Raw genomic sequence first — 14,815 nt, 5'->3', positions numbered from 1 at the left:
TTTGCTTCACCGTCACCCGCGCCTTTCTCGACAAGGCGAAACGTCAGGATAAAAAACTGCATTTCTCCTACACCGTCACCGACCAGATCGGCAACGGCCCGGACACCGATGCGCCGTGGTCGCCGGTACAGAGCGTGGATGAAGATCTGGATGGCACTCGGTTGCCGATGCCGATTTTGCTGGAACGCAAAGAGGACTATCCCGGTGATGACGCGAGCATCATTGATCTGGAGAAACTGGCGGGCAATCCGTTGCTGCTTGTCGTGATCACCAAAGACAACCGCTTTGCGGTGGGCGACGAGATTGTGGCGACCTATACCACTACTGGGCAAACCGACCCTGTGGTTGTCAGGGGCAAAGTCGAAGAGGATCCCTTCATTGGAAAACTGCCCTGCTTCCTTGAAGTGCCCAATGACAAAGTTTTCGCTGGTAGCAAGGTGACTGCGGTTTATGAAGTGCACAGGCCCAATGTGGGATTAGTGGGGAATTCCAGCACAGCCAACGCCACGGTGACCGACGCGCCCCCGATTGATCTGCGACCGGAAATCACCTCGGTCACAGACTCCCAGAACAAGGAAATTCCGAATAACGGCGGCACTGTCGATCCACAGGTGAAGTTGAGCGGAACTGCAACGCCTCTGCAGCGAGTCGAGGTATTCGAGGGAAATACCTCTAAAGGAAAATGGCCGGTCAATGCCGCTAGCGAATGGACTTACGAAACTACGTTGTCGGGCATCGGGACGCGGACATTTACCGCTAAAGCCGACTACGGAACGGGTCAAATCTCTGCCGACAGAACCTTCACCCTTTCCAATGCACTGACGCCTGCCATTGATTCGGTGAAGGACTCCGGAGGCGTGGAAATACCCGACAATGGATACACATCCGATACCACCATCAAATTGAGCGGCACCGCCACTCCGCGCCTGGAAGTCGAGATCTACGATGGAGCTGTCGCGATCGGCACGGCTCAGGTGAACGGCAACACAGGCAGATGGGAACTTGAGGTGCCGGGACTGTCCCTTACCACGCACAGCTTCAAGGCCAAGGCCTTGTATGGCACGGGTGCCGAGTCGGAGATCAGGACGCTAACCGTTGTTGCGGCCACCGCTCCGACATTGACTTCTGTCAGGGGCTCGCCGAGCGGCATTGAGATTGCGCAAAACGGCACCACGGTTGAAACCGCCGTGACGCTGTATGGTGCCGCCGCCAAAGGCCAGAAAGTCGAGATATTCGACGGCGCTATCTCCAGGGAGATCGCCGATGTCAATGGCAGTGGCACCTGGAGCCGTCTCGTGACAGGTCTGGCCGTGGCAAGCCACAGCTTCAAGGCCAAGGCCTTGTATGGCACGGGTGCCGAGTCGGAGATCAGGACGCTAACCGTTGTTGCGGCCACCGCTCCGACATTGGCTTCTGTCAGGGGCTCGCCGAGCGGCATTGAGATTGCGCAAAACGGAGCCACGGTTGAAACCGCCGTGACGCTGTATGGTGCCGCCGCCAAAGGCCAGAAAGTCGAGATATTCGACGGCTCCATCTCCAGGGGGATCGTCGATGTCAATGGCAGTGGCACCTGGACCCGTCTCGTGACAGGTCTGGCCGTGGCAAGCCACAGCTTCACCGCCAAAGCACTCTATGGCAACGCTCCGGTGTCGAATGCCAGGACCTTTACGGTCGCCCCTCCTTTTACCAGGCCGACCATCGTACGCGTAGCCCGCGCAGACAATGGGGTAACAATCCCATCAGGATCCAATCACCCCAGAGGAGTTAACATCATATTTTACGGCGATTGTTACCCCCACCCCACTAAGAAGCGAGAAATCCGAGTTCAGGGGTCATATGCAGGCTATTATAGTGGGTACCCAGCTATGAACCAATCAAGCTATGACACTCGCACTCATTCGGGATGGCCGGCAGTTGCCCATTTTGTGAGCTATCAAGTAATAGATTCAGAGTCGGGGTTAACGGGAAACACCTGGACGATCAACTGGATCTAATGACTAATACCTGGAGCTCGACTACGGCATTAACGGGCTGCGAAATACTCCTCACGTAAGCGGAGACGCAAGGGATGAGGAGATCAGCCTGCCGAACTCGGTGGTGGCCTTCAACTTGGGCAAACCAGTGACGGTAAGTTACATGGGGGGCTAACCAGCCCCCCAATTTAACCCATACCAGCAAGCCAACGCGCTTCACCCTGGATGTAGTTGCAGCAGTTCCGAAATACTTACAAACCTCGATAGTTTCTCCACCCGCCGTTGCGCTCCCAATACAAAATCTTCACCCGATTGCGGGGCTTGTTGAGAAAGACGAAAAGCACCGGATCGAACACCGCCACTTTGACATCCAGCTCCACCAGTGCGGCCAGGCCGTCGATGGATTTTCGAAAGTCTACGGGTTTAGGGTAGAGGTACACTTTTTCAACTTTGGCATCGGGACGCATCATGGCCGCTGGCTTCTGAAAGAGATCGGGAGCACAGCATCAGGCATCAAATCGCGGCTTTGAATGCGGGGTTCGTGGAGCGGTTACTATCAATCGATCCCGACAAACCCCCCGGTCTGATGCGCCCACAACCGGGCATACAACCCACGGTGAGCCAGCAGTTCAGCGTGGGTGCCGCTCTCGGCGATCTTGCCGTTTTCCAGCACCACCAGGCGATCCATCCGGGCGATGGTCGAGAGGCGGTGGGCAATCGCGATCACGGTTTTGCCCTGCATCAGGGTTTCCAGGCTTTCCTGAATCGCCGCTTCAACTTCCGAGTCGAGCGCCGAGGTCGCTTCGTCCATGATCAGGATCGGCGCGTCCTTGAGCAGCACTCGGGCAATCGCGATGCGCTGACGCTGGCCACCCGACAGCTTCACGCCGCGCTCGCCGACATGGGCGTCAAACCCGGTGCGGCCTTCAGCGTCGGACAACAACGGAATGAACTCGTCGGCGCGGGCCTTGTGCACTGCGTCCCAGAGTTCGGCGTCGGTTGCATCAGGTTTGCCGTACAACAAGTTGTCGCGGATCGAACGGTGCAGCAGCGAGGTGTCCTGGGTAATCATGCCGATACGTGCGCGCAGACTTTCCTGGCCGACTTCGGCGATGTTCTGGCCGTCGATCATGATGCGCCCACCCTCGACGTCGTAGAGGCGCAGTAGCAGGTTGACCAGAGTCGATTTACCGGCACCGGACGGGCCGATCAGACCGATTTTTTCACCCGGTTTGATGGTCAGGTTGAGGTCGCCGATGATCCCGCGCTTCTTGCCGTAGTGAAAATCCACATGCTCGAAACGCACTTCGCCATTGGCCACGGCCAGCGGTTTGGCCTGCTCCTGATCGGTCACGCTGACCGGTTGCGAGATGGTGCGCAAACCGTCCTGGACCATGCCGATGTTTTCGAAGATGCCGGTGACCACCCACATGATCCAGCCGGACATATTGACGATGCGGATCACCAGGCCAGTCGCCAAGGCAATGGCACCGACGGTGATCAACGATTGCGTCCACAACCACAGCGCCAGAGCGGTGGTGCCAACGATCAGCAAGCCGTTCATGGTGGTAATCGCCACGTCCATGCTGGTGACCACGCGGCCAGCCATTTGCGCCTTGACGGTTTGTTCTTCGATGGCTTCCTTGGCGTAATGCTGTTCGAAGTTGGTGTGGGCAAACAGCTTCAGTGTGGCGATGTTGGTGTAGCCGTCGACGATCCGCCCCATCAGTTTCGAGCGCGCGTCGGAGGCTTCCACCGAGCGCTCTTTGACCCGGGGCACGAAGTAGTAGAGCGCGCCGATGTAAGCGGCGATCCACACCAGCAGCGGGATCATCAGGCGCCAGTCGGCCTCGGCGAACAGCACCAGTGCGCTGATCGCATAGATCACCACATGCCACAACGCATCGACGGCTTGCACCGCTGAATCACGCAGCGAGTTGCCGGTCTGCATGATGCGCTGGGCGATGCGCCCGGCGAAGTCGTTCTGAAAGAAGTTCAGGCTCTGCTTGAGCACATAACTGTGGTTTTGCCAGCGGATCATGCTGGTCATGCCGGGGCTCAGGGTCTGGTGCACCAGCAGATCGTGCAGACCAAAGAAAATCGGCCGCAGGACCAGCGCAACCACCACCATCCACGTCAGTTCGAGGGCGTGGTCGCTGAAGAAATTCGGGTTGGGTGTGCCTTGGGCCAGGTCGATGATGCGGCTCAGGTAACTGAACAGCGCCACTTCGATCAGCGCGGCGAACAGGCCAACGACCAGCAGGGCGGCGAAACTCGGCCAGACCTGCTTCAGGTAATAGGTATAGAAGGGCCAGACACGATCTGGAGGGGCCGCCGTCGGGGCGTCGCGGAATATGTCGATCAGTTGTTCGAAACGGCGATAGAGCATCAGATAACCGCCCGGATACGGGCTCTCCTTTTATCAGTGTGAGCGGCGTGGTCCGAGACCGCCGCCGCTCGAAATGCCCCGCGAAACTTAGTCGATGCGTTTGGCCGACTTGATGATCACAGGGTCGACAGGCACGTTTTGCATGCCGCCTTTGGTGGTGGTTTGCGAGTTGACGATGATGTCGACCACGTCCATGCCCTTGACCACTTTGGCGAATACCGCGTAACCGGCATCACGGCCCGGGTCGAGGAAAGCGTTGTCAGCCACGTTGATGAAGAACTGGCTGGTGGCCGAATCCGGGTTGGAGGTGCGCGCCATCGACAAGGTGCCGCGAACGTTGTGCAGGCCGTTGCTGGCTTCGTTCTTGATCGGTGCCTTGGTGTCTTTCTGCTGCATTTGCTGGGTGAAACCACCGCCCTGAGCCATGAAGCCCGGGATCACACGGTGAAAAATCGTGTTGGTATAGAAGCCGCTGTCGACGTACTCAAGGAAATTCTTGGTACTGATCGGCGCCTTGACCGGGTCCAGTTCGATTTCGATCTGGCCGTTGGTGGTGTCCAGCAGCACGTGCGGCGCTTTGGCCGGGGTGGCAGCCATCAGGTTGGCGGCAAACAGCACGGTGCCGGCGGCGAGGGCGATTTTTTTCAGCATGGGTCAGTGATCCTGAGGATGAATATCGGCTGCGGCAAGAAACTCCAGCAGCGTTTGATTGAAGCGTTCGGGTTGATCGAGCGGGGTGGCGTGGCGCGAATCGGCGATCACCACCAGCCGCGCATCGGGCAGCAGTTTTACATAGGTTTCTTTCAGCGTGACGGGTGTGTAGTCACGGTCGGCGCTGACGATGAGCGTTGGACAGGTCACTCGGGAAAGTCGTTCCTGAACACCCCAGCCAACAATCGCATCGAAGCTGGCGAGATAAGCACGTTTGTCGTTTTTTGCCCAGCGTTCAGCCATTTTCTGCCGCAGAGCGGCCTGTTCCGGCTTGGGAAAAAGTTTGCTGCCCAAGGCCTTGCCGATGGTTGCCAGGCTGAGCACGCGCATCAGACTCCAGCGTTTGAACCACTGCCAATAGTCATCGCGCGAACGCAGTTTGACCTCGGGCGCGCTGTTGACGATGGCCAGGCTCTTGAGCAGTTGCGGTTGATCGACACCCAACTGGAAACCGATCATGCCGCCCATGGACAGGCCGATGTAGTGTACCGGCCCGAGGTTCAAGTGCTCGATCAGTGCGACCAGATCGGCGCTGAACCCGGCGATGCTGTAGCGCTCCCGGGGTTTGTCCGAGCGCCCGTGGCCGCGGATGTCCGGGACGATCACCCGGTAGTGCGCGGCCAGCGCGGGAATCTGCATTTCCCAGTCCAGCGTGCTCGAGCCGAGCCCGTGGACCAGCAGCAGCGGTGTGCCGTGGCCATATTCCTCGTAATGCAGGTTGCAACCGTCGTGTTCGAAATACGCCATCGGTGAACTCCGTGTCAGGCTTGTTCAGGTGCGGCGAACGGTGCATCCAGCGGCAACGTGTCGAAGGTGCGCAGCAGTTCGATGAGGATTTGCGTCGCCGGGCCCAGCGGTTTGTCCTTGTTCGAGTACAGATAGAAACTCGGGTTGCGGCTGCCACCCTGATCCAACGGTAGCAGCTTGAGCGAGCCTTCTTTCAATTCCCGTTCGATCATGTGCCGTGGCAACCAGGCAAATCCGAGGCCGCTGCTGACAAAGGTCGCGGCGGTGGCGAGACTGCCGACGGTCCAGCGCTGCTCGGCGCCGAGCCAGCCGACATCCCGTGGTTGTTGGCGGCCGGAGTCACGGATAACCACTTGCATCTGGGTTTCCAGGTCCTGAAAGCTCAGTTCGCGGTTCAAACGATGCAAGGGATGTTCCGGGTGGGCGACGGCAACGAACTCGACATCGCTCAATTCTGCGCCGAGGTAACCGGGAATGCTGAGCCCGGTGATGGCCAGGTCAGCCACGCCTTCAAGCAAGACTTCCTCCACGCCCGACAGCACTTCTTCGCGCAGGCGTACCCGGCAGCCACGGCTTTGCGGCATGAACGCCGTCAGTGCGCGGACGAGGCGAGCGCTGGGGTAAGCCGCATCGACGACCAAACGTACTTCGGCTTCCCAACCTTGCTCCATATGGTGGGCGAGGTCTTCCAGTTGGCTGGCCTGTTTCACCAGTTGTCGCGAGCGGCGCAGCAGAACGCCGCCGGCCTCGGTGAGCACTGCTTTACGCCCGTCGATGCGCAGCAACGGCACACCGAGTTGGTCCTGCATGCGGGCGACGGTGTAGCTCACCGACGATTGCGAACGGTGCAGAGCCTCGGCGGCCTGGGCGAATCCGCCGTGGTCGACCACGGCCTGCAATGTTCGCCATTGATCAAGGGTCACGCGGGGCGCTTTCATCAATAGCTCCTCTTGTCCTAAGCTGGCTGTCCCTCATGGAGACTGCCGAATGAAAAAATTCTGTTGTGTGCTGCTGGCGCTGCTGCCGCTGACGGCGTTTGCGTATCCGATCGACGTGCAGAAAGACCTCAACGACATGAAGATCGACTACGAGACCTTCGATACCGATAACGACATTGGCTCGATTCGGGTGGCCAACTACGGCGATGTCGATGCGACCTGCAAAGCGGTGTTCAATAATGGTCCGGAAGCGCCACGCACCCGTACCATCGATGTGCCCGCCGGCAAACACAAGAACGCCACGGCCAAGTTCACCCGCGAGATCATCAAGCTGCGCATCAAGCTGACCTGCACGCCGAAGTAGTACCAGTCCCTTGTGGGAGCGAGCCTGCTCGCGAATGCGCTGGATCAGTCAACGTGTGTGCCGACTGATATTGCGTATTCGCGAGCAGGCTCGCTCCCACAAGGGTGAATGCATCTAAACGAATTATTCGATGCTTTGCAGCAATTATTTGCGCTTTTTCATCGATACAATACTGCTTAACCTTCACTCCATCGACCTACAACATTCTCGGATGGAGGCTACACAACATGTCCCGCGTTCTGATCATCGAAAGCAGCGCCCGCCAGCAAGACTCGGTTTCCCGTCAGCTGACCCAGACCTTTATCCGTCAGTGGAAAGCGGCGCACCCGGCCGATCAGATCACCGTCCGTGACGTTGCCGTCAACCCGGTTCCGCACCTCGACATCAACCTGCTGGGCGGCTGGATGAAGCCCGCCGAACAGCGCAATGACAGCGAGCAGTCCTCGCTGGACCGCTCCAACGAATTGACCGACGAGCTGCTCGCCGCTGACGTGCTGGTGATGGCCGCGCCGATGTACAACTTCGCGATCCCCAGCACCCTCAAGGCCTGGCTTGACCATGTGCTGCGTGCCGGCGTGACGTTCAAGTACACCGAAACCGGCCCGCAAGGCTTGCTCAGCGGCAAGCGTGCCTACGTGCTGACGGCTCGCGGCGGCATCTACGCTGGCGGCCCGGCCGACCATCAGGAACCGTACCTGCGTCAGGTGATGGGTTTCATCGGCATTCACGACGTGACCTTCATCCACGCTGAAGGCATGAACCTGGGCGGCGACTTCCAGGAGAAGGGCCTGAACCAGGCCAACGCCAGGCTTTCTCAGGTCGCTTGATATGTTAATCGCCAGATAATCACTGGATGTTCTAGTGCTCTGGCGCAACCCCTTCAAGGCTTTACGCGCATCGAACCTCCCTTTGCACTTGTTGCTCCTGAGTGCTGTAGCCCGATTGAACGCATTAGCGAGATCGGGCTTTTTTTTGCCCGGGATTTGAAGGCGGACACAGCCCCCCCTGTAGGAGCTGCCGCAGGCTGCGATCTTTTGACTGTAAAAAAAAGATCAAAAGATCGCAGCCTGCGGCAGCTCCTACAGGGGATTTGTGCGTATCCAGTCGATTCGCAGTGAAACCAAAAAACCGCTATCGTCGCCGCCATTCAAAACAGGGGCGACCATGGGCTATCTACTTTTTGTCACGCTGATCCAGGCGTTTTCCTTCAGTCTGATCGGCGAATACCTGGCCGGGCATGTCGACAGCTACTTCGCGGTGCTGGTGCGTGTGGTGCTGGCCGGGCTGGTGTTCATCCCGCTGACACGCTGGCGTTCGGTGGAGCCGGCGTTCATGCGCGGCATGCTGCTGATCGGCGCGTTGCAGTTCGGCGTGACCTACGTCTGCCTGTACCTGAGCTTTCGCGTGTTGACGGTGCCGGAAGTGCTGCTGTTCACCATCCTCACGCCGCTGCACGTGACCCTGATCGAAGATGCCTTGAACCGGCGCTTCAACCCGTGGGCGCTGATTGCGGCACTGGTGGCGGTGGGCGGCGCAGCGGTGATTCGTTTCGACCGGATCAACCCGGACTTCTTCATGGGCTTCCTGCTGCTGCAACTGGCCAACTTCACCTATGCCGCCGGGCAAGTGTTGTACAAGCATCTGGTGGCCAAACACCCGAGCGATCTGCCGCATTACCGGCGCTTTGGCTTCTTCTACCTTGGCGCACTGGCGGTGGTGTTGCCGGCGTTTCTGTTGTTCGGCAAATCGAACTTCCTGCCGGAGGCGCCGCTGCAATGGGGTGTGCTGGTGTTCCTCGGTCTGGTCTCGACCGCACTCGGCTTGTACTGGTGGAACAAGGGAGCGTGCATGGTCAATGGCGGCACATTGGCCGTGATGAACAACCTGCATGTGCCGGTGGGGTTACTGCTGAATCTGCTGATCTGGAATCAGGATGAGGAACTGGGAAGGTTGTTCCTGGGCGGGAGTGTGATTCTGGCGGCGGTGTGGATCAGCCGGTTGGGCATCCGTAAAACCCCAGCCACCGCATGATCCCTGACTGAAAAATATCCCTGTGGGAGCGGGCTTGCCCGCGATAGCGGAGTACCAGTCGATGAATTCGTTGCTGACACTCCCTCATCGCGGGCAAGCCCGCTCCCACAGGTTTCAGTGGCGCTACATAATATGTTTTTCAGCCTCTGGGATGCTGGCCGCGCCCAACACCGCCGGTAATAACCCCGAGCGCAAATCCCCGCCACTCGGCTGCTGATACAAGCTCAGTCCAAATTCCGGCAGCACTGCCAGCAGGTAATCGAAAATATCCCCCTGAATCCGCTCGTAGTCCGCCCACACCGTTGTGCGGGTGAAGCAGTAGATCTCCAGCGGAATGCCCTGCGCCGTGGTCTGCATCTGGCGAACCATGCAGGTCATGTTCGGTTGAATTTCCGGGTGGCTCTTCAGATAAGCCAGCGCATAAGCGCGAAAGGTTCCGATGTTGGTCATGCGCCGGCGATTCGCCGACATGGCCGCGACATTGCCCTGCGCCTCGTTCCACGCCTTGAGTTCGGCTTTCTTGCGGCCCATGTAGTCGGTCAGCAGATGCACCTGGGACAGCTTCGCTTCCTCGTCATCGCGAATGAAGCGCACGCCGCTGGCATCGATGAACAGGCTGCGCTTGATCCGCCGGCCACCGGACTGCTGCATGCCGCGCCAGTTCTTGAACGACTCGGACATCAGACGCCAGGTCGGGATCGAGACGATGGTTTTGTCGAAATTCTGCACCTTGACCGTGTGCAGGGTGATATCGACCACGTCACCGTCGGCGCCGACCTGGGGCATCTCGATCCAGTCGCCGACCCGCAGCATGTCGTTGCTGGTCAATTGCACGCTGGCGACAAACGACAGCAGCGTGTCCTTGTAGACCAACAGGATCACCGCCGACATCGCACCCAGACCCGACAGCAATAACAGTGGCGAACGATCGATCAGCGTAGCGACGATGATGATCGCGCCAAACACGTACAGGACCATTTTCGCCAGTTGCACGTAGCCTTTGATCGAGCGCGTACGGGCGTGTTCGGTGCGCGCGTAGATATCGAGCAGGGCATTGAGCAGAGCGCTGATCGACAGCAGCAGGAACAGAATGGTGAACGACAGCGCCACGTTACCGAGGAAGGTCATCGCGGTTTTGCTCAGCTCGGGCACCAGATGCAGGCCGAACTGAATGACCAGCGACGGCGTCATCTGCGCCAGTCGCTGAAACACTTTGTTGTGACGAAAGTCGTTGATCCAGTGCAGGGCCGGTTGGCGACCGAGCATGCGGCTGGCGTGCAGAATCAGATAACGCGCCACTCGTCCGAGCACCAGCGCGATCACCAGTAAAACCGTCAAGGCCAGGCCGGCCTGCAAGATCGGATGCTGTTCGAGGGTGCCCCAGAGGTCCTGGGCGTTGAGCCAGAGCTGTTTGAAATCCATAAGAGAAACGATTCTTCTGTAAGACGCGATGGCCGATTAGAGCATTTAAGACGCCATGTATTACCGTTGGATACAAATCGAGCAACAAAAAAGCCACTGATTCACGCCGTTTGTATAAAGAAACTCGGCCTGAGCGCTCGAAACCGGTAACCTATGCAGCTGTTTTTTTGCATATCTTCGAGGTAGCACCCGTGTTTTCCCAATTCGCCCTGCACGAACGCCTGCTAAAAGCTGTGGCCGAGCTGAAATTTGTCGAGCCAACGCCTGTGCAAGCCGCGGCCATTCCGCTGGCGCTCCAAGGGCGTGATTTGCGGGTGACTGCGCAAACCGGTAGCGGCAAGACCGCCGCGTTTGTACTGCCGATCCTCAATCGCCTGATCGGCCCGGCCAAGGTTCGAGTCAGCATCAAGACCCTGATCCTGCTGCCGACCCGCGAGCTGGCCCAGCAGACCTTGAAGGAAGTGGAACGCTTTGCGCAGTTCACGTTCATCAAGTCCGGCCTGATCACTGGCGGTGAAGACTTCAAGGTCCAGGCTGCCATGCTGCGCAAGGTGCCGGACATCCTCATCGGCACCCCGGGCCGGATGATCGAGCAACTGAACGCCGGTAACCTCGACCTCAAGGAAGTCGAAGTGCTGGTGCTCGACGAAGCCGACCGTATGCTCGACATGGGTTTCTCCGAAGACGTGCAACGTCTGGTCGACGAATGCCCTAACCGTCAGCAAACCATGCTGTTCTCCGCCACCACCGGCGGTTCGGGCCTGCGCGAAATGATCGCCAAGGTGCTGAACAACCCTGAGCACTTGCAGCTCAACGCGGTCAGCCAGCTGAATTCGACCACCCGTCAGCAGGTGATCACCGCTGACCACAACCAGCACAAAGAACAGATTGTGAACTGGCTGCTGGCCAACGAGACCTACCAGAAAGCCATCGTCTTCACCAACACCCGCGCCATGGCCGACCGCATTTACGGTCGTCTCGTGGCTCAGGAATACAAGGCGTTCGTGCTGCACGGCGAGAAAGACCAGAAGGATCGCAAACTGGCGATCGACCGTCTGAAGCAGGGCGGCGTGAAGATTCTGGTGGCTACCGACGTTGCGGCCCGTGGTCTGGACGTTGATGGCCTGGACATGGTGATCAACTTCGACATGCCACGCAGCGGCGACGAATACGTGCACCGTATCGGTCGTACCGGCCGTGCCGGTAACGACGGTCTGGCGATCTCGCTGATCTGCCACGGCGACTGGAACCTGATGTCGAGCATCGAGCGCTATCTGAAGCAGAGCTTCGAGCGCCGCACCATCAAGGAAGTCAAAGGCACCTACGGCGGACCGAAGAAGGTCAAGGCCTCGGGCAAAGCCGTTGGTGTGAAGAAGAAAAAGACCGACGGCAAGGGCGACAAGAAGAAAACTGCCGCCAAGACGCCGACCAAGCGCAAGAGCGTCAACCGTCCCAAGCCAGACGCTCTGGTGAGCAGCGACGGCATGGCGCCGCTCAAGCGCCGCAAGCCGGCAGAGCCAGCGGCTGAGTAAGTCGTTTCAGGCGCATAAAAAACCCGGACAGTGTCCGGGTTTTTTTATGGCCGGGATTTGTCAGCTCCCGAGCAGACCGCTGGTGTCGGCATCAAAACGTTGCTTTGCCTTTTCAGCGGCCGGTTTCAGCAACGCGAGCAGCGCGGCCTCGCTGTACATCCGGGTTGTCGCCAATTCCTTGGGCGTCGGCTCAATCGGAATCAGCAGATCTTCACCGTCCGCGTGCAGCCAGATTGCCACAACGTGTAGTGCCGAGACGAACAGCAGTCGCGGTTCCACGGTTTTGCCCTGCAATGGCGGCGACTGCTCTGCCAGTTTCAGCGCACCGACGGCAGCGGCGGCGAGTGTCCCGTGGTTCAACGAGGCAAACTCGACGTGGCCGCGTACTTCGGCCAGTTGCGCATCGGCAATCGTTACGCCATCGGCGAAGACCAGGTAATGCCAGTCGCCCATCCGAGCGTCTTGCAGACCTTTGCCGTTGCTCAAGTCCTCCAGACTCAGCGAGTAACCGCGCCAGGCCTCGCTGAGGCTGATCTTCGCAGGTGAGGCGTTAGCGAATTGGCGGTTGGCGCCAAAGCCTCGGGTTTGCAGGGCGGCTTGCAGAGCCGGACGCAAGGTCTGTACGCCGTTGGAAGGCGCCTTTGGATAAGTCAGGTTCATAAGGTCGCCCCCTGGTTTTTTGCGGTGAAGTAAGTGTTGGTCCAGTTGCCGCCGCCGTTGTATGAACGGGGGAATGTGTTCAGCGCGCGGGTCGAATAGCCGTAGATCGAGTCTGCGACCAGTACGTAGTTGCCATTGGTGCCGTAGATCGTCAGGAAGTGCGCACCACCGCCGTACCAGGCACAGCGCAGGCCGACCGGGCGGCCCATGTTGATCTGGTTCTGAATGGCCGACATCTGCAGCGACCCCTGATTCATGCCGTTATAACTGCGCGTGGTGCGCAGGGCGGTGTCCAGATAGCCATAGACGTTGCACGGCCCCGGCTGATTGCAGCAGTTGCGGTTCAGCTCAGAACTGGCAACACCGCACTGAGTCCACGACCCGGTGCCGTAATAGTTGCCGACTGAGGCGGAAACGGCCGCCCAGCACCAGTTGGTCTGGGTTTGCTTCTGCATCGTGAAGTTGAGGCTGCCTGCGGCGAGTGAGCGGGGCTGCGCCGCTGCTTCGACGTCGACCAGTTGCGGGTCGATCAGGTGGCCGATAAGACACCTTGGCAGGGTCTCGGCCGTAAAACGGGTTGCTTCATTGGTTAACATTTTTCAATCCTCCATGAGTGAAAACAAGCGTCCAGCTTGTGAGTGTGTTGCGGTGTTGCTGAGCTATCGGTGCGTAAGGGTTGCCATGTTGGATGGCGCGTTCCGATCTCCTTGCTCGAGGTGACCTTAGCCTGAATATGCATTTGTGCAACAAAATAAATGCACTGATGCATTTTTAAGATCAAAAGATCGCAGCCTTCAGCAGCTCCTACAGGTGGGCCATCAATCCCATGTAGGAGCTGCCGAGGGCTCGGGCCGCGTTCGGACGATCTTTTGACTTTTAGCTGTCTGCTTTCTTCTCAGCCGAATTCAGCTCTTTCAACCGCTGATCAATCAACTGGCACTTGTCCGGCAAATCCGCACTGGCCGTGCCCAGGTCCATCTTCTGCAATTCAGCATTGATCTCTTTGGCCTTGGCTGGATTCTGTTCGGTGAGCCGGGTGACCTCCTTGGCCAGTTGTTCACGTTTGGCCGTGGCTTCTTCGGGCGTGCAGGCCCAGACGGGCAGGGCGCAGGCGAGGGTGGCAGCGAGGGTGAGCTTGATCAGGGTTTTCATGGGAGCAGGCCTCAGTTCCGGTTAAGGCGGGTAAAACGGTTGAGGGCTTTGGCCTGTTAAAAGTTCAGTCTCGCTCCCATCAATCCTCCGCAGACTTTATGGGAGCGAGGCTTCTCACCATAGCGATGACACGGCATCAAAGACTAACTGGCGTGGCAGCAACTGGATCGGTTTTCCCCTTCATACCGGTCATGATGGCGCACCCATTCCATGATCTCGTCCTCATTTCTGCCCTTGGGCGTAAGGTCGAGGTAGTTGTACGCGCCGACCAGCATGTCCAGGCCTCGGGCATAGGTTGAGTAGGTGTGGAAAATCTCACCTTTATCATTGCGATAAAACACGCTCAGCCCCGGCAGCTCTTCCTCTGCGCTGTCAGTCTTTTCGTAGTTGTAGATAGCCTTTCCAGCTGCAACCTCTTCAGCATCTGGGCAAACGCCGAAGTCATAGTTGAAGTCGCAACCTTCTGACGACACCCAGTCAAACTTCCAGCCCATCCGCTGTTTAAAATCCTGGAATTCGTTGAACGGCGCATGGGAAACGGCAACCACAGCAATGTCGTGATGGGCCAGATGCTGATTGGCACCATCGATGTGGTCGCTGAGGAACGAGCAACCCTTACAACCCTGCTCCCAGCCCTTGGCGAACATGAAGTGGTAAATCACCAGTTGGCTGTTTTTGCCGAATAGATCGGTGAGTCTCAGTTCGCCGTTTGGCCCCTGAAAGTGGTAGTCCTTATCGATCTTTACCCAAGGCAGTGCGCGGCGTTCAGCGCTGAGGCGGTCGCGTTCCCTGGTGAACGCTTTTTCGTGAGCCAGGTGCTGCTTACGGGCGGCGAGCCATTCTTCGCGCGATACCACCGGATGATTCTCAACGTTCATGATGATTTCTCCTGCGGG

Annotated in this window: 14 protein-coding genes and 1 pseudogene; 5 read left to right on the top strand and 10 right to left on the bottom strand. The window is 58.5% G+C overall.

Annotation, left to right across the window (positions count from 1 at the left end; all coding sequences use genetic code 11):
• A pseudogene (locus tag JJD74_RS02095) lies at positions 1-1,994 on the top strand (hypothetical protein); the annotation flags it as partial.
• A gap of 230 nt (positions 1,995-2,224) precedes the next feature.
• Here the strand turns inward: JJD74_RS02095 and tnpB are convergent.
• The 5 genes from tnpB to JJD74_RS02070 all read right to left on the bottom strand — a co-directional run bounded on the left by tnpB (position 2,225) and on the right by JJD74_RS02070 (position 6,758).
• Entirely contained in the window at positions 2,225-2,443 is a 219-nt protein-coding gene (gene tnpB / locus JJD74_RS02090; protein WP_234451609.1) for an IS66 family insertion sequence element accessory protein TnpB, read from the bottom strand.
• Positions 2,444-2,529: 86 nt separating this feature from the next.
• Positions 2,530-4,362: an ABC transporter ATP-binding protein gene (locus tag JJD74_RS02085; protein ID WP_042558121.1), complete on the bottom strand. Its 1,833-nt coding sequence runs from the start codon at positions 4,360-4,362 to the stop codon at positions 2,530-2,532.
• 87 nt (positions 4,363-4,449) lie between these two features.
• On the bottom strand, positions 4,450-5,013 hold the full coding sequence (locus JJD74_RS02080) for a peptidylprolyl isomerase (protein WP_042558122.1): 564 nt from the start codon (positions 5,011-5,013) through the stop codon (positions 4,450-4,452).
• Between the two features lie 3 nt (positions 5,014-5,016).
• Complete coding sequence (locus JJD74_RS02075) at positions 5,017-5,820, bottom strand: alpha/beta fold hydrolase (RefSeq protein ID WP_200610932.1); 804 nt, start codon at positions 5,818-5,820, stop codon at positions 5,017-5,019.
• A gap of 14 nt (positions 5,821-5,834) precedes the next feature.
• Complete coding sequence (locus JJD74_RS02070) at positions 5,835-6,758, bottom strand: LysR family transcriptional regulator (protein WP_042558124.1); 924 nt, start codon at positions 6,756-6,758, stop codon at positions 5,835-5,837.
• Between the two features lie 49 nt (positions 6,759-6,807).
• Between JJD74_RS02070 and JJD74_RS02065 the strand changes: the two genes are divergently transcribed.
• From JJD74_RS02065 to JJD74_RS02055, 3 genes are all read left to right on the top strand, one after another.
• A complete protein-coding gene (locus JJD74_RS02065; RefSeq protein WP_042558125.1) occupies positions 6,808-7,122 on the top strand; it encodes a hypothetical protein in 315 nt (104 codons plus the stop codon).
• Between the two features lie 227 nt (positions 7,123-7,349).
• Entirely contained in the window at positions 7,350-7,949 is a 600-nt protein-coding gene (locus JJD74_RS02060) for an FMN-dependent NADH-azoreductase (RefSeq protein ID WP_042558126.1), read from the top strand.
• 337 nt (positions 7,950-8,286) lie between these two features.
• Positions 8,287-9,153 carry a carboxylate/amino acid/amine transporter gene (locus tag JJD74_RS02055; protein WP_115147866.1) on the top strand — a complete coding sequence of 289 codons (867 nt, stop codon included), beginning with the start codon at positions 8,287-8,289 and terminating at the stop codon, positions 9,151-9,153.
• Positions 9,154-9,276: 123 nt separating this feature from the next.
• Here JJD74_RS02055 and JJD74_RS02050 read toward each other — a convergent pair whose 3' ends face one another.
• Positions 9,277-10,575, bottom strand: coding sequence for a mechanosensitive ion channel family protein (locus JJD74_RS02050; RefSeq protein WP_115147862.1), 1,299 nt, complete (start codon positions 10,573-10,575; stop codon positions 9,277-9,279).
• A gap of 191 nt (positions 10,576-10,766) precedes the next feature.
• Between JJD74_RS02050 and JJD74_RS02045 the strand changes: the two genes are divergently transcribed.
• Entirely contained in the window at positions 10,767-12,107 is a 1,341-nt protein-coding gene (locus JJD74_RS02045) for a DEAD/DEAH box helicase (protein WP_042558129.1), read from the top strand.
• 60 nt (positions 12,108-12,167) lie between these two features.
• Here the strand turns inward: JJD74_RS02045 and JJD74_RS02040 are convergent, their stop codons facing one another.
• From JJD74_RS02040 to JJD74_RS02025, 4 genes are all read right to left on the bottom strand, one after another.
• Entirely contained in the window at positions 12,168-12,767 is a 600-nt protein-coding gene (locus JJD74_RS02040; RefSeq protein WP_200610911.1) for a hypothetical protein, read from the bottom strand.
• Positions 12,764-13,363 (bottom strand): papain-like cysteine protease family protein, encoded by a 600-nt coding sequence (locus JJD74_RS02035; RefSeq protein ID WP_200610908.1) that lies wholly within the window; start codon positions 13,361-13,363, stop codon positions 12,764-12,766. Before JJD74_RS02035 ends, JJD74_RS02040 begins: the two co-directional genes overlap by 4 nt.
• A gap of 280 nt (positions 13,364-13,643) precedes the next feature.
• On the bottom strand, positions 13,644-13,919 hold the full coding sequence (locus tag JJD74_RS02030; protein ID WP_042558132.1) for a hypothetical protein: 276 nt from the start codon (positions 13,917-13,919) through the stop codon (positions 13,644-13,646).
• A 143-nt stretch (positions 13,920-14,062) separates the two neighbouring features.
• On the bottom strand, positions 14,063-14,797 hold the full coding sequence (locus JJD74_RS02025) for a DUF899 domain-containing protein (RefSeq protein WP_200610906.1): 735 nt from the start codon (positions 14,795-14,797) through the stop codon (positions 14,063-14,065).
• Between the last annotated feature and the right edge of the window lie 18 nt (positions 14,798-14,815).

The sequence above is a fragment of the Pseudomonas sp. MF6776 genome (assembly GCF_016613125.1).
GTDB lineage: Bacteria > Pseudomonadota > Gammaproteobacteria > Pseudomonadales > Pseudomonadaceae > Aquipseudomonas > Aquipseudomonas iridis.
The sequence above is the reverse complement of the archived record's forward strand: the minus strand, read 5'-3'. Positions and strand labels throughout refer to the sequence as shown.

What these genes read in the sequence shown, in the direction of transcription:
- JJD74_RS02065 (WP_042558125.1), top strand. Translation starts at nt 6,808, where the DNA reads ATGAAAAAATTCTGTTGTGTGCTGCTGGCGCTGCTGCCGCTGACGGCG.
- JJD74_RS02050 (WP_115147862.1), bottom strand. Translation starts at nt 10,575, where the DNA reads ATGGATTTCAAACAGCTCTGGCTCAACGCCCAGGACCTCTGGGGCACC.
- JJD74_RS02080 (WP_042558122.1), bottom strand. Translation starts at nt 5,013, where the DNA reads ATGCTGAAAAAAATCGCCCTCGCCGCCGGCACCGTGCTGTTTGCCGCC.
- JJD74_RS02060 (WP_042558126.1), top strand. Translation starts at nt 7,350, where the DNA reads ATGTCCCGCGTTCTGATCATCGAAAGCAGCGCCCGCCAGCAAGACTCG.
- JJD74_RS02030 (WP_042558132.1), bottom strand. Translation starts at nt 13,919, where the DNA reads ATGAAAACCCTGATCAAGCTCACCCTCGCTGCCACCCTCGCCTGCGCC.
- JJD74_RS02035 (WP_200610908.1), bottom strand. Translation starts at nt 13,363, where the DNA reads ATGTTAACCAATGAAGCAACCCGTTTTACGGCCGAGACCCTGCCAAGG.
- JJD74_RS02055 (WP_115147866.1), top strand. Translation starts at nt 8,287, where the DNA reads ATGGGCTATCTACTTTTTGTCACGCTGATCCAGGCGTTTTCCTTCAGT.
- tnpB (WP_234451609.1), bottom strand. Translation starts at nt 2,443, where the DNA reads ATGATGCGTCCCGATGCCAAAGTTGAAAAAGTGTACCTCTACCCTAAA.
- JJD74_RS02070 (WP_042558124.1), bottom strand. Translation starts at nt 6,758, where the DNA reads ATGAAAGCGCCCCGCGTGACCCTTGATCAATGGCGAACATTGCAGGCC.
- JJD74_RS02040 (WP_200610911.1), bottom strand. Translation starts at nt 12,767, where the DNA reads ATGAACCTGACTTATCCAAAGGCGCCTTCCAACGGCGTACAGACCTTG.
- JJD74_RS02025 (WP_200610906.1), bottom strand. Translation starts at nt 14,797, where the DNA reads ATGAACGTTGAGAATCATCCGGTGGTATCGCGCGAAGAATGGCTCGCC.
- JJD74_RS02075 (WP_200610932.1), bottom strand. Translation starts at nt 5,820, where the DNA reads ATGGCGTATTTCGAACACGACGGTTGCAACCTGCATTACGAGGAATAT.
- JJD74_RS02085 (WP_042558121.1), bottom strand. Translation starts at nt 4,362, where the DNA reads ATGCTCTATCGCCGTTTCGAACAACTGATCGACATATTCCGCGACGCC.